The organism is Ilumatobacter fluminis, assembly GCF_004364865.1.
Classification (GTDB): Bacteria; Actinomycetota; Acidimicrobiia; order Acidimicrobiales; family Ilumatobacteraceae; genus Ilumatobacter; species Ilumatobacter fluminis.
In genome coordinates this window covers 2,312,434-2,325,365 of sequence record NZ_SOAU01000001.1, presented here as the reverse complement: position 1 = coordinate 2,325,365, position 12,932 = coordinate 2,312,434, and the positions used below count along the sequence as shown (strand labels likewise).

The 12,932-nt window shown below is 69.4% G+C and carries 14 protein-coding genes; 12 read left to right on the top strand and 2 right to left on the bottom strand.

The window, feature by feature from the left end; all coding sequences use genetic code 11:
- Positions 1–29 precede the first annotated feature (29 nt).
- Positions 30–944 (top strand): glucosyl-3-phosphoglycerate synthase, encoded by a 915-nt coding sequence (locus BDK89_RS10575; RefSeq protein WP_166657513.1) that lies wholly within the window; start codon positions 30–32, stop codon positions 942–944.
- On the opposite strand, the gene BDK89_RS10570 is transcribed toward BDK89_RS10575, so the two are convergent.
- Complete coding sequence (locus tag BDK89_RS10570) at positions 945–1,475, bottom strand: deoxycytidylate deaminase (protein WP_133868914.1); 531 nt, start codon at positions 1,473–1,475, stop codon at positions 945–947.
- A gap of 89 nt (positions 1,476–1,564) precedes the next feature.
- Here BDK89_RS10570 and fbaA point away from each other — a divergent pair, with 89 nt between their 5' ends.
- Entirely contained in the window at positions 1,565–2,644 is a 1,080-nt protein-coding gene (gene fbaA, locus BDK89_RS10565; RefSeq protein ID WP_133868913.1) for a class II fructose-bisphosphate aldolase, read from the top strand.
- 87 nt (positions 2,645–2,731) lie between these two features.
- A complete protein-coding gene (locus BDK89_RS10560) occupies positions 2,732–3,067 on the top strand; it encodes a single-stranded DNA-binding protein (protein ID WP_133868912.1) in 336 nt (111 codons plus the stop codon).
- A gap of 30 nt (positions 3,068–3,097) precedes the next feature.
- Here the strand turns inward: BDK89_RS10560 and BDK89_RS10555 are convergent, their stop codons facing one another.
- Positions 3,098–4,288 carry a DUF1015 family protein gene (locus tag BDK89_RS10555; RefSeq protein WP_133868911.1) on the bottom strand — a complete coding sequence of 397 codons (1,191 nt, stop codon included), beginning with the start codon at positions 4,286–4,288 and terminating at the stop codon, positions 3,098–3,100.
- A 44-nt stretch (positions 4,289–4,332) separates the two neighbouring features.
- On the opposite strand from BDK89_RS10555, the gene BDK89_RS10550 reads away from it, so the two are divergent.
- From BDK89_RS10550 to BDK89_RS10510, 9 genes are all read left to right on the top strand, one after another.
- Entirely contained in the window at positions 4,333–5,124 is a 792-nt protein-coding gene (locus BDK89_RS10550) for an HAD-IIA family hydrolase (RefSeq protein ID WP_166657512.1), read from the top strand.
- A 46-nt stretch (positions 5,125–5,170) separates the two neighbouring features.
- Positions 5,171–5,761 (top strand): hypothetical protein, encoded by a 591-nt coding sequence (locus BDK89_RS22135; protein WP_208294031.1) that lies wholly within the window; start codon positions 5,171–5,173, stop codon positions 5,759–5,761.
- A 4-nt stretch (positions 5,762–5,765) separates the two neighbouring features.
- Positions 5,766–6,518 (top strand): TlyA family RNA methyltransferase, encoded by a 753-nt coding sequence (locus BDK89_RS10540; RefSeq protein ID WP_133868909.1) that lies wholly within the window; start codon positions 5,766–5,768, stop codon positions 6,516–6,518.
- Entirely contained in the window at positions 6,515–7,378 is an 864-nt protein-coding gene (locus BDK89_RS10535) for an NAD(+)/NADH kinase (protein ID WP_133868908.1), read from the top strand. The genes BDK89_RS10540 and BDK89_RS10535 overlap by 4 nt, the downstream gene beginning before the upstream one ends.
- Positions 7,379–7,498: 120 nt before the next feature.
- Positions 7,499–9,148 carry a DNA repair protein RecN gene (gene recN / locus BDK89_RS10530; protein ID WP_133868907.1) on the top strand — a complete coding sequence of 550 codons (1,650 nt, stop codon included), beginning with the start codon at positions 7,499–7,501 and terminating at the stop codon, positions 9,146–9,148.
- Positions 9,149–9,236: 88 nt separating this feature from the next.
- A complete protein-coding gene (locus BDK89_RS10525) occupies positions 9,237–10,910 on the top strand; it encodes a CTP synthase (RefSeq protein ID WP_133868906.1) in 1,674 nt (557 codons plus the stop codon).
- A gap of 47 nt (positions 10,911–10,957) precedes the next feature.
- Complete coding sequence (locus tag BDK89_RS10520; RefSeq protein ID WP_133868905.1) at positions 10,958–11,524, top strand: NUDIX hydrolase; 567 nt, start codon at positions 10,958–10,960, stop codon at positions 11,522–11,524.
- A 1-nt stretch (position 11,525) separates the two neighbouring features.
- Positions 11,526–12,473: a site-specific tyrosine recombinase XerD gene (gene xerD, locus BDK89_RS10515; protein WP_208294030.1), complete on the top strand. Its 948-nt coding sequence runs from the start codon at positions 11,526–11,528 to the stop codon at positions 12,471–12,473.
- Complete coding sequence (locus tag BDK89_RS10510; protein WP_133868904.1) at positions 12,470–12,931, top strand: hypothetical protein; 462 nt, start codon at positions 12,470–12,472, stop codon at positions 12,929–12,931. The genes xerD and BDK89_RS10510 overlap by 4 nt, the downstream gene beginning before the upstream one ends.
- Position 12,932: the final 1 nt, after the last annotated feature.

The following is a 12,932-nucleotide window of genomic DNA, read 5'->3' as shown; positions in this document are numbered from 1 at the left end:
TGCGACCACAACCCGGCAGAATGGGTCCGATGAACGGCGTTCAGACCTTCCGGGCGTCGTCCGTCGAGGCGATCAGGCGGGCCAAGCTCGCCGCCCCCGGTCCGAGCGGCGCGCCGCTCACCGTCTCGGTCTGCATCCCCTGCAAGAACGAAGCCGAGACGATCGGCGACCTCGTGACGACGATCCGCGCGTCGCTGATGGGCGACGACGGTCTGGTCGACGAACTCGTCGTGATCGACGACCGGAGTGTCGACGACACGGCGCGCCTCGCGCGTGAAGCGGGCGCCGACGTGGTGCACATCGAAGACGTCCACGAGAGCTACGGCATCGGACGCGGCAAGGGCAACGTGCTGTGGGCGAGCCTGCTCGCGAGCCACGGCGACCTGGTCGTGTGGCTCGACGGCGATCTGACGACCTTCGAACCGTCATGGGTCGCCGGTCTGGTCGAACCGCTCGTCGCCCACGACGACATCGCCCTCGTGAAGGCCGCATCCGAGCGCCCCGACGACGAAGGCGGCGGCGGCCGCACCACCGAGCTGGTCGCCCGCCCCCTCATGTCGCTGTACCTCCCGGCGCTCACCGACCTCCGGCAGCCGCTGGCGGGGGAGTACGCCGTCCGTCGCACCGTCGTCGAGACGCTCCCGTTCGTGACCGGCTGGGGCGTCGAGATGGCGCTCCTCATCGACATCGCGAACACGTGCGGACCCGACGCCATCGCTCAGGTCGACGTGGGCGTGCGCCGACACCGTCATCAGTCGCTCACCTCGCTGTCGGTTCAGGCGGCCGAGGTCATGGCGACCGTGCTCGGTCGGGTCGGCGCCGGCCACCAGGTCGCCACCACGTTCCGGCGATCCGACGGGGTCGAGGTGGCGCTCAACCTGGACGAACGCCCACCCGTCGCCGAAGTCGTCCGCGGCGCATCGGCAGCCGGCCGAACCGCCTGATCAGCCGGCGACGTCGACGATCTCGTACTCGGTGGGGACGTGCTCGGCGCCGAGGCGGGCCTGCAGCTTGCGGTAGTCGTCGACGACTCGAGGATCGGGGCGCCACGTGCGGGCGTAGTACACCTTCTCCACGCCGGCCTGGATCAGCTGCTTGCTGCACGCGAAGCACGGCTGGTCGGTCGTGTACACCGTAGTCGCGTCGGTCGACGCCCCGTACCGTCCGGCCGTCAGGAGCGCATTCGCCTCCGCGTGGACACAGATGCACAGGTCGTAGTGCGTGCCCGGCTCGAACTGGTCGCGGTCGGCACAACGCACGCATCCGCCGTCGAGACAGTTGGGCAGCCCTTCCGGCGTCCCGTTGTACCCGGTCGCGATCACGCGATCTTCCTTCACCAGGACGGCGCCGACCCGCCGGCCCCGACAGTTGGCCCGACGGGCAGCGGTGAAGGCGAGGGCCATGTAGTAGTCGTCACGCGCCGGGAGCGATCCCGGCTGGTCGACGGGCAGGTCGCTGCTCGGATCACTGGTCATCGGCAGCAACGGTACCGATCTGGCTACGATCGAACACGAACCCCCGGCCGGATCGACCGGCCATTTCCACGATCCACGAGGAAGTGATCATGAGCGAGCCACGCAACGATTTCGCCCCCGGTGTCATCACCGGATCCGAGGTGCAAGAGGTCTTCGCCCTTGCCAAGGCGAAGGGCTTCGCGCTGCCCGCAGCCAACTGCATCGGCAGCAACTCGATGAACGGCGTCATGCAGGCCGCCGCCGAGCTCAACTCGCCGGTCATCATCCAGTTCTCGAACTCGGGCGGCGCGTTCGTCGCCGGCAAGGGCATCCCGGTCGAGTCGCACCGCGCCTCGGTGCTCGGCTCGCTCGCCGGCGCCGACCACGTCAACCGGCTCGCCGAGCACTACGGCGCTCGGGTCATCCTGCACACCGACCACTGCGCCAAGAAGCTGCTGCCGTGGGTCGACGGCCTGCTCGACGCCGGTGAGGAGCACTACAAGGCGACCGGCAAGCCGCTGTTCTCCTCGCACATGCTCGATCTGTCGGAGGAACCCCTCGAGGAGAACGTCGAGATCTCCAAGCGCTACCTCGAGCGCATGTCGGCGATGGACATGACGCTCGAGATCGAACTCGGCATCACCGGCGGCGAGGAAGACGGCGTCGACAACTCCGACGCCGACGAGAGCGACCTGTACACCAAGCCCGAAGAGGTCGCCTACGTGTACGAGGAGCTGATGAAGGTCAGCGACAAGTTCACGGTGGCGGCGGCGTTCGGCAACGTCCACGGGGTGTACAAGCCGGGCAACGTCAAGCTCACGCCGACGATCCTGCGCGACAGCCAGGAGTACATCCAGCAGAAGTTCGACACCGGCCCGATGCCGGTCGACTTCGTCTTCCACGGCGGATCGGGCTCCTCGCCCGCCGAGATCGCCGAGGCGATCAGCTACGGCGTGGTGAAGATGAACATCGACACCGACCTGCAGTGGGCGTTCTGGGACGGCGTGCGCGGCTACGAAGCCGACAAGCACGATTACCTGCAGGGCCAGATCGGCAACCCCGAGGGCGACGACAAGCCCAACAAGAAGCAGTACGACCCGCGGGTCTGGCTGCGTGCGGGCGAGGAAGCCTTTGTCGAGCGCCTCAAGCAGGCGTTCGCCGAGCTGAACAACGTCGGCACCCTCGCCTGACGGCGGGCCGGACCACGATGTGACACCCTCGCCGTAGGGTGTCACACACCGGCTTCCCCCTCACTTCGAACCCGAGGAGAGGGCAACATGAACGATCTCAACGTGGCCGCCGTGTGCGGCACCGTGACCAGCGAGCCGAAGCAGCGCGAGCTGCCGTCGGGCTCGATCGTGACCAACGTCGAGGTCACCACGAGGCTCGACGACGACACCCACTCGGTGCCGATCGTGGTCGTCGACGCACCGGTGACGGTGCGTGCGGGCGATCAGGTCGTCGCCGTCGGGCGCATCGTTCGGCGGTTCTTCCGAGCCGGCGGCGTCACCCAGAGCCGGACCGAGCTGGTGGCGACCAAGCTGGTCCGAGCCTCGAACAAGCGCACCGTCGACCGAGCCCTGCAGCGAGCCGCCGCCGAACTCGCCGGCTAGCGCGACCTCACCGGTCGGGTGGCCAAGGGCTCAGGTGAGGGGGCGGACGACCAGGCCGGTGCGGAGTTTGGGAGTGAAGAAGGTCGACTTCGGCGGCATCACGACGCCCTCGCGGGCGGTGCGCTCGATCTCGGCGACGCTGACGGGCCGGATCAGCACCGCAGCGGTGACCGTCGTGTCGCCGGCGAGCAGGGTGTGCAACTCGTCGACGCCGTGCTGGTAGGTCACGTCCGCGCCGGTGTCGTCGAGCAAGTGCTCGAGCCACACACCGTCGAGCGCCCGCACGTCGTCGAACGCGCCCGGCTTCGGGGTCAGCCAGTGTCCCCAGCCGTCGCGGTCGAGCAGGCACAGGCAACCTCGTTCGTCCATCTCGGCCAGCGTTGCCGGGGTCACCGGCCCGGCGGGTGTGACCTCGAACCCGACCTCGAGCGCGGCGACCAGTTCGTCACGTCCGATGCCGCGGTACACGCGATGGATCGCCTCGACGCTGAGTTGTTCCTCGATCAGCTCGCTGATGAAGATCAGCGTTTCCTCGGCGGGCGTGTCGGTGCGGCCGGTCGCCTCACGCACCTCGTCCCGGTAGCGCTGCGCGACGCCGTACCGGTGGTGGCCGTCGGCGATCAGGACGTCGTCGGACCCGACCGATGCACTGATCGCGGCGACCCGGTCGGCGTCGGTCACCCGCTCGATCCGATGGGTGACGCCGTCGACGTGGAGTTCGCCGAGCAGCTCGCCCGGCTCGGTGAGCAGGTCGGTCAGACCGTCGGCGAGCGACAGGCCCCACACCGGCGACATGTTCGCCTCGGTGGCCCTGGTGAGATCGAGCCGGTCGGTCGACGCCTTCGGCGTGATCCGCTCGTGCGGCAGCACACCGCCCTCGCCGTAGGGCTCCACCTCGACGCCACCGAGCACGCCCACGATCGAACGATCCCGTCCGGCCGCGTCACGGAAGGTCATCCGGTACACCACGAAGCTCGGCTCGTCGTCACGCACCAGCACGCCCTCGGCCAGCCATCGGCGCAACACGTCACCGGCCGCGTCGTAGCGGCCGTCGCCATCGCGCTCACGCGGCACGTCGACGTGCACGATGTTGTGGGGGCTGCGGGCGGCGAGCTCGTCGACGTCGGCGTCGGACAACACGTCGTACGGCGGCGCGATCACGTCGTCGAGGACGACGTTCGGCGCGTAGTGGATGGCCGGGAACGGAAGGAAGCGTGCCACCCGCACAGCGTGGCAGCTCCCGCCCCCTGGTACAAAGGATCATCGTGGACGACGTGCGATTCGTGCTGTGTGATCTGGACGGTGTGGTGTGGCTGGCGCGTCGGGCGATCCCCGGTTCGGCCGAGGCCGTCGAGCGCCTACGCGCCGCTGGGAGACGGGTGCTGTTCGTCACCAACAACTCGATGTCGCCGATCGCCGACCAGGAGGACGCGCTGGCGGCGATCGGGATTCCGGCGGAGGGCGATGTGGTGACGAGTGCGCAAGCCGCTTCGTCGCTCGTGTCGTCCGGACAGCGCGTCCTCGTGTGCGGAGGCGACGGGGTGATGGAGGCCGTGGCCGCGTCGGGCGCCGACCCGGTCAACGTCGGGGATCGACCGAGCGGCAGGTTCGACGTCGTGATCGTCGGCCTGCACCGGCACTTCGACTTCGACGGGCTCCAGGCAGCGAACGCAGCCATTCGCGGTGGCGCACGCTTCGTGGCGACGAACGACGACGTCAGCTTCCCGACCCCGGACGGCCCGACACCCGGCGCCGGTGCGCTCGTCGCTGCGGTCAGCGCGGTGACCGAGACCGCCCCGACGATCGCCGGCAAGCCGCACTCGCCGATGGCGGCACTGGTCGCCGAGCGGTGCGGGCCCGATTTCCGGCCCGAGCGGGCGCTCGTCGTCGGCGACCGGGGGAGTACCGACGGCGCATTCGCCGGTGCGATCGGGTGCCCGTTCGCACTGGTCCGATCGGGCGTGACCGCCGTCGGGGCACTGCCCGACGCCGAGGTGCCGATCGCGCTCGACGAGGCAGACCTCGCGGCCGTGGCGCGGCGCCTGCTCGACCACTGACCGCACGTCGTCGGGGCCGTCGTTCGGGCGTGGATAGCATGGGAACATGCCGAAATCCCAGGTCCAGAAGTTCATCGACGCGGGTGTGCAGTTCACCGACACCTCGCGGAAGCAGGTGGAGGAGTTCGTCCAGAGCCTCGTGAAGTCGGGCGAGGTGCGCCGGCAGGACGCCGAGAAACTCGTGCAGACGCTCGTCGATCGAGGCCGTGAAACTGCCGAGGCGGTCGCCGAGCAGGTCCAGGCCGAGATCAGCAAGCAGACCGAGGCCTGGGGCAAGCGGTTCGACGAGCTCGAGAGCGAGGTCGAGCACCTCGCCGATCAGGTGCGTTCGGCGCTCGGCCAGGAGCCCGCCAAGAAGGCCCCGGCGAAGAAGAAGGCCGCCGCCAAGAAGAAGGCGCCGGCGAAGAAGAAGGCTGCCGCCAAGAAGAAGGCGCCGGCGAAGAAGAAGGCTGCCGCCAAGAAGAAGGCGCCTGCGAAGAAGAAGGCTGCCGCCAAGAAGAAGGCGCCTGCCAAGAAGAAGGCCGCCGCCAAGAAGGCGCCCGCCAAGAAGGCGCCCGCCAAGAAGAAGGCGGCGGCGAAGAAGAGCGCTGCCGTCGGTTCCTCGGGCGTCCGCAAGGTCGACACGCGCAAGCGCTGACCCGATGGCGCCGCGACGGCGTCTCGACGCCGAACTCGTGCGCCGCGAACTCGCGCCGAGCCGGGCGGCAGCCCAGGAACTCATCGACGCCAAGCGCGTCCTCGTCAACGGTGCCGTGGCCGAGAAGGCGACACGACAGGTCGCTCCGGCCGATCAGCTCCACGTCGACGGGCCACCGGCCCGGTTCGTCGGGCGCGGTGCGCTCAAGCTCGATCATGCGCTCGACGCGTTCGACCTCGATGTCGACGGCGTGCGAGCACTCGACGCCGGGGCGTCGACCGGCGGATTCACCGACGTCCTGCTCCAGCGTGGCGCCCGTCACGTCGTGGCCGTCGACGTCGGACACGGACAGCTCCACGAGAAGCTCCGCGCCGATGAGCGGGTCACGAACCTCGAACGCACCAACGTCCGGTATCTCGATCTCGACACGATCGGCGGCCCGGTCGATCTCGTCGTGGGCGACCTGTCGTTCATCTCGCTCCGGCTCGTCATCGGCCCGCTGGCCTCGGTGTGCCAGCCTGGGGCCTCGATGGTGCTGCTCGTGAAACCACAGTTCGAGGCCGGCAAGGCCGAGGTGAGCCGCGGCCGTGGCGTCATCACCGACCCCGAGGTGCACCAGCGGGTCCGTGACGAGGTCACGACTGCGTTCGCCGACCACGGGTGCCGGATCGCCGCGTGGACCGATTCGCCGATCACCGGTGCCGACGGCAACCGCGAGTTCCTCGTCCACGCACTCGCTCCGGAGCCGACACCATGATCCGGGTCGTCGTGGTTCCCCACCAGGCCCGAGACGACGCCCACGAGCTGGCGATCGACACGATCGAGTGGCTCCGGGCGCGGGGCGACGAAGGATGGGTCCCGGCAGGCGATGCGTCCACCGACGATCTCGCGTCGGTCACGAGCGACCGCCCTGCGGCCGAGGCCGACCTGGTGCTGAGCCTCGGTGGTGACGGCACGATGCTCCACAGCGTGCACCTCCTCGACGGCGCCTCCGTGCCGCTGCTCGGGGTGAACCTCGGCCGGCTCGGCTACCTCACCGAGGTCGAAGTTGACGGGGTCCGGGACGCGCTCGATCGATTCGCGCTCGGCGCCGACGCGGGCGGCTGGACGCTCGACGAGCGGATGATGCTCGAGGTCGAGGCGATCGACCCCGACGGACGATCGGTCGGCACCTGGCGAGCGCTCAACGAGGGCGTCGTCGAGAAACAGGACTCCGGCCGCACGGTCCACCTGCTCGTCCGGATCGACGGCGAGCCGTTCACGTCCTACGCGACCGACGGATTGATCGTCAGCACGCCGACCGGATCGACGGCGTACTCGCTGTCGGCGCGTGGCCCGGTGGTGTCGCCGAAGCATCGGGCGATCCTCGTCACACCGGTGGCGCCGCACATGCTCTTCGACCGGAGTCTCGTGCTCGACCCCTCCGAGACCGTCGACATCGAGGTGATCGACGGACACTCGGCCTCGGTGGCGATCGACGGTCGCGCGACGTGTTCGCTGTCGGGCGGAGCGAGGGTCACCTGCCGTCCGTCGACGGCGACCGCCTGCTTCGTGCGGTTCGGTGAACACCACTACCACCAGGTGTTGAAGGCGAAGTTCGGCCTTCACGACCGCTGAGCACGTCTGCTGACGACGCCGCTGAACACGACCGCTGACGGGCCGGTCGAGGCCGACCATATCCCGGATTTCTGCGGGAACATCCGTTCGATCGTGACACCCATCGGGTAGAACGGTGGTGTGCTCGTCGAACTGCACATCGAGAATCTCGGCGTGATCGAGCGGGCCGAGCTCCGGTTCGGTCCCGGCATGTCCGCGCTCACCGGCGAGACCGGTGCCGGCAAGACCATGCTCGTGGAGGCGATCGACCTGCTCGTCGGTGGCCGTGCCGACGCGTCGATCGTGCGCCACGGTGCCGCCGAGGCACGAGTCGACGGCCGGTTCGACCTCGGCGACGACGCCGGCGAGGTCGTGCTCACGCGGGTCGTCCCGGCCGACGGCCGGTCACGGGCCTACGTCGACGGGCGCCCGGCCACGGCGGCGTCGCTCGCCGATCGGGCCCGCAACCTGGTCGACCTGCACGGCCAGCACGCCCACCAGAGCCTCATGTCGATCGCACACCAACGTGCGGCGCTCGATCGGTACGGCGGTGTCGATCTCGGCCCACTCCGCGCCGCACGCGCCCGGGTCACCGAACTCGAGGCCGAACTGGCGACCCTCGGCGGCGACGAACGCGCTCGGGCCCGCGAAATCGATCTGCTCCGCTACCAGGTCGACGAGCTCGACCAGGCGGCGATCGTCGACCCCGACGAGGACGACACGCTCGCAGCCGAGGAATCAACCCTCGCCGACGCACAGGGGCACCGGGCGGCCGGCGCCGGAGCGATCGAGGCGCTCCGCGGCGACGAGGGCGGCGTCGACGCCCTCCTGTCGGCGGCCCGCCGCCTCCTCGACGACCGGGCACCGTTCGCAGCGATCGCCACGCGGCTCGACGCCGCCATGGCCGAACTCGACGACGTCGCTGCCGAACTCCGCGGGCTCACCGAGGGCATCGACGAAGATCCCGAACGCCTCGCCGAGATCCGAGAGCGACGGCAGCTCCTCGTCGATCTCCGTCGCAAGTACGGCGAGTCGCTCGCCGACGTCATGGCGTTCCACGCCGAGGCCGACGACCGGCTGCGCGAGCTGCTCGACTACGACCGCCGTGCGGCCGAACTCGACGGCTTGCTCGCGTTGGCCCGAACCGACGCCGACGAGGCCGCCCGAGCCGTCCGTGCCGCCCGCCGAGCCGCAGCGCCGGGGTTGGCGACGGCGGTCGAGGAACGTCTTCGCTCGCTCGCGCTACCCGACGCCGCCGTGGCGGTCGAGGTCGGCGACGACAGCGACGACGACGCCGACCTGGCCGGAGACGGTGTGCGGTTCCTGTTCTCGGCGAACCCGGGCTCACCGTTGCTCCCGCTGCAACGTGTCGCGTCGGGCGGTGAGCTGGCCCGAACGATGCTGGCCCTCCGACTCGTGCTCACCGGTGCAGGCGACGACGACTCGGTCGGCACGCTCGTGTTCGACGAGGTCGATGCCGGCATCGGCGGCAGCGCTGCGAACGCCGTGGGGCGGGCGCTGGCCGACCTGTCGCAACGGCACCAGGTCCTCGTCGTGACCCACCTCGCGCAGGTCGCAGGGCGAGCCGCCCACCAGTTCGTGGTGCGCAAGTCGGTCCGCGACGAGTCGACGTACACCGACGTCACCCCGATCACCGACGCTGCCCGTGTCGACGAGATCGCCCGCATGCTCAGCGGCGAGGTGACCGATGCGGCGCGCCAGGCGGCGGGGGAGCTGATCGGCGAGGTCGCGGCCGGCCGTGACGGAAAATCAACGCGAACCCGACGCTGATCCGCGCCTCGGTGCCGTTCGGCGAGATATGGTGATCTCCCGTCGTGCGATCGTTCGATGCGAGCCAGTCTGACGGAGGTTTCCCCACATGCCGAAGCACATTTTCGTGACCGGAGGGGTTGCCAGCTCACTCGGCAAGGGTCTGACCGCGAGCTCCCTCGGCCGCCTGTTGAAGGCGCGTGGGTTGAAGGTCGTGATGCAGAAGCTCGACCCGTACATCAACGTCGACCCCGGCACGATGAACCCGTACGAGCACGGTGAGGTGTTCGTCACCGACGACGGCGGCGAGACCGATCTCGACCTCGGCCACTACGAGCGCTTCATCGACGAGAACCTCACCCGGGCGTCGAACGCGACGACCGGCTCGATCTACCAGTCGGTCCTGGCCGCCGAGCGGCGTGGCGACTACCTCGGCAAGACGGTCCAGGTGATCCCGCACATCACCGACGAGATCAAGCGGCGCATCCACCAGGTGGCGACCGACGACACCGACGTCGTCATCACCGAGGTCGGCGGCACCGTCGGCGACATCGAGATCCTCCCGTTCCTGGAGGCGATCCGCCAGTACCGCAAGGACGCCGGGCGCGACAACGTCTGCTACATCCACGTGACGCTGGTGCCGTTCATCGGCCCGTCCGCCGAACAGAAGACGAAGCCGACGCAGCACTCGGTGACCGAGCTGCGCAGCCGCGGCATCCAGCCCGACATCATCGTGTGCCGCAGCGAAGCGCCGGTCGAGGTCGGGCTCAAGGACAAGATCTCGAACCTCTGCGACGTCCCCGACAACGCGGTGATCAACGCCGCCGACGCCCGCAACATCTACGAGCTGCCCCTGATCCTGCACGACGAGGGTCTCGACACGGTGGCGCTCGAAGTGCTCCGGATGGAGACGAGCGACATCGATCTGTCGTCGTGGCAGCGCCTCGTCACCCGCGTCGAGGAATCGACCGCACCCGTCAAGATCGGCCTGATCGGCAAGTACATCGAGCTGCCCGACGCGTACCTGTCGGTCGTCGAGGCGCTCAAGCACGCCGGCTTCCATCACGAGGCCAAGGTCGAGATCGACTGGATCCAGGCCGAAGACGTCGAGGGCCTGCTCGCCTCCGGTCGGCTCGCCGACCTCGACGGCATCATCATCCCCGGTGGGTTCGGCTCGCGCGGCTTCGAGGGCAAGATCGCGGCGGCCGGCTTCGCCCGTGAACACGACATCCCGTGCCTCGGCATCTGCCTCGGCTTGCAGGCGATGACGATCGATTTCGCCCGCAACGTGATGGGCCTGGTCGACGCCAACTCGACCGAGATGGACCCGACCACCCAGTACGCCGTGATCGACCTGATGCACGACCAGCGCGACGTCAGCGACAAGGGCGGCACCCAGCGCCTCGGCGCCTTCTACGCGATCCTCGAACCCGACAGCAAGGTCCACGCCCTCTACGGCGAACCCGTCGTCAGCGAACGCCACCGTCACCGGTGGGAGCTCAACGCCAACTGGAAGCCGCGGTTCGAGCGGTCGGGCCTGCGCTGCAGTGGCTTGTCGCCCGATCGCCGACTCGTCGAGTTCGTCGAGCTGTCCGATCACCCCTTCTGGGTCGCGACCCAGGGTCACCCCGAGTTCAAGAGCCGTCCCGACCGGGCCCACCCGCTCTTCAGCGGGCTGATCTCGGCGGCGCTCGCTCGGCGCGACGCCACGCCGCCCGGGCTGCGCCGCATGCTCGACGAGGTCAGCGAACCGTCGTCGACCGCCGACACGACCGCCGAGTGACCGTCGATTGACAGCGACGCCGTAACGGCGTCTGCCACCATGAACCCATGAGCGACCACGGCTTTCGGCACGTCGGCGACCGGCCAGTCCACCAGGGGTACGTCTGGCACGTCGTCGTCGCCGAGTTCGAGGCACCCGACGGCTCGACGTTCGAACGCGACATCGTCCGGTCCCCGGGCGCGGTCGGGGTCGTGCCGATCATCTTCGACCCGGAAGGTCAGCCGTCGGTGGTGCTCGTGCGTCAGTACCGCCCGCCGTACGAGCGGGCGATCATCGAGATCCCCGCCGGGATGCGCGACGTCGAGGGCGAGCCCGCCGAGGAGACCGGACGCCGCGAACTCATCGAGGAAGCCGGCCTGCGCGCCACCGAGATGGTCCACCTGATCGACATGTATCCCTCGCCGGGCATGACCGACTCGGTGTGTGCGATCTACATGGCGACCGGCTGCGAACCGGTCGCCCACGACCGCCACGGGCCCGAAGAGGAGTCGATGGAGCTGCTCCACGTGCCACTCGACGACGCGCTCGCGATGATCGACCGGGGCGAGATCGCCGACGCCAAGAGCGTGTGCGGCCTGCTGACGGCGCACCGCCGTCTCACCGCACAGGGCTGACGTGCCCCTCGACGACGCGCCGCTCGACCTGTCGCTCGAGGCCGAGGAGTTCCTCGTGTGGCTGTCGGCCGAACGTGGACGCGCCCGGAACACCGTCGCCGCGTACCGGCGGGACCTGACCCAGTACGAGGCATGGCTACGCGATCGGGGCACCGACGTGAACGCCGTCGCGCACGACGACCTCGTCGACTGGGTCGCTGCCCAGCGCGACTCCGGAGCGGCGGCGTCGACGACCGCTCGCCGGTTGGCCGCCATCCGATCGTTCCATCGCTTCATGGTGACCGAGCGGTACCGTCCCGACGACCCGACCGGCCGCCTCGACGGGGTGCGGACGCCGTCGGGTATCCCGAAACCACTCACCGAGGCCGAGGTGACGAGCCTGCTCGACGCCGTGCTCGGGAACGACCCGTTGGCACGGCGTGATCGTGCGTTGCTCGAGCTGATGTACGCGACCGGTGCACGAGTCGCGGAGATGGTCGGCTTGTCGGTCGGAGACGTCGACTTCGATCATCGAATGGTTCGCCTCTACGGCAAGGGCAGCAAGGAACGGCTCGTCCCGTTCGGCCGTGCTGCGGGACGAGCGCTCGACGACTGGTTCTCGCCCTCCGGCCGCGCCGCGCTGGTGCCGGCGCAGTGGAAGCGGCGCGGAGACGCCGAGGCCGTCTTCCTCAACCAACGCGGCGGGCGACTGAGCCGACAGGGCGTGTGGCTGATCATCAAGAAGTACGGCCAGCGGGCCGGGATCACCGCCGAACTGTCGCCCCACGTGTTGCGGCACTCGTGTGCGACGCACCTGCTCGACCACGGCGCCGATCTGCGTATCGTGCAGGAGATGCTCGGACACGCCTCGATCTCCACGACCCAGGTGTACACCCGGGTCAGCCAGGAGCGCTTGTGGGACGTGTACCGGTCGGCCCACCCTCGGGCGACGGCTCGGAGCTCGGCATGAGCAAGCCAATCCATCTCCTCACCCACCCGCACCACCTGGCGATGCGGTTCTTCGGGTCGTTGTCGTCGAAACCGCCCGAGCCGGATGAGGAGGCGTGGGCGCTGACCCAGCTGCTCCCGGGCGAGCAGCAGCTCTGGCACCGCATGTCGAACCAGGATCGCCGACACTCGGCCACCGTGGCGCGCCGGTTCGTCGCCGCCCGGCCGGAGGCGACACGCGCCGAGATCGCCGGGGCGTTGCTGCACGATGTCGGCAAGATCCAGTGCGGACTCGGCACGTGGGGTCGCGTGGCGGCGTCGATCGTCGGCGGCCGCACCGAGCGGTTCCGTTGCTACCAGGACCACGAGCGGATCGGCTCAGAACTCGCCGAGGCCGCCGGCAGCGACGCCGCCACCGTCGACCTGATCGCCGAACGTGGCCCGGCCTTCGAGACCCTCCACGCCTGCGACCACGCCTGAC

What these genes read in the sequence shown, in the direction of transcription:
- BDK89_RS10575 (WP_166657513.1), top strand. Translation starts at nt 30, where the DNA reads ATGAACGGCGTTCAGACCTTCCGGGCGTCGTCCGTCGAGGCGATCAGG.
- BDK89_RS10570 (WP_133868914.1), bottom strand. Translation starts at nt 1,475, where the DNA reads ATGACCAGTGATCCGAGCAGCGACCTGCCCGTCGACCAGCCGGGATCG.
- fbaA (WP_133868913.1), top strand. Translation starts at nt 1,565, where the DNA reads ATGAGCGAGCCACGCAACGATTTCGCCCCCGGTGTCATCACCGGATCC.
- BDK89_RS10560 (WP_133868912.1), top strand. Translation starts at nt 2,732, where the DNA reads ATGAACGATCTCAACGTGGCCGCCGTGTGCGGCACCGTGACCAGCGAG.
- BDK89_RS22135 (WP_208294031.1), top strand. Translation starts at nt 5,171, where the DNA reads ATGCCGAAATCCCAGGTCCAGAAGTTCATCGACGCGGGTGTGCAGTTC.
- BDK89_RS10540 (WP_133868909.1), top strand. Translation starts at nt 5,766, where the DNA reads ATGGCGCCGCGACGGCGTCTCGACGCCGAACTCGTGCGCCGCGAACTC.
- BDK89_RS10535 (WP_133868908.1), top strand. Translation starts at nt 6,515, where the DNA reads ATGATCCGGGTCGTCGTGGTTCCCCACCAGGCCCGAGACGACGCCCAC.
- BDK89_RS10525 (WP_133868906.1), top strand. Translation starts at nt 9,237, where the DNA reads ATGCCGAAGCACATTTTCGTGACCGGAGGGGTTGCCAGCTCACTCGGC.
- BDK89_RS10520 (WP_133868905.1), top strand. Translation starts at nt 10,958, where the DNA reads ATGAGCGACCACGGCTTTCGGCACGTCGGCGACCGGCCAGTCCACCAG.
- BDK89_RS10510 (WP_133868904.1), top strand. Translation starts at nt 12,470, where the DNA reads ATGAGCAAGCCAATCCATCTCCTCACCCACCCGCACCACCTGGCGATG.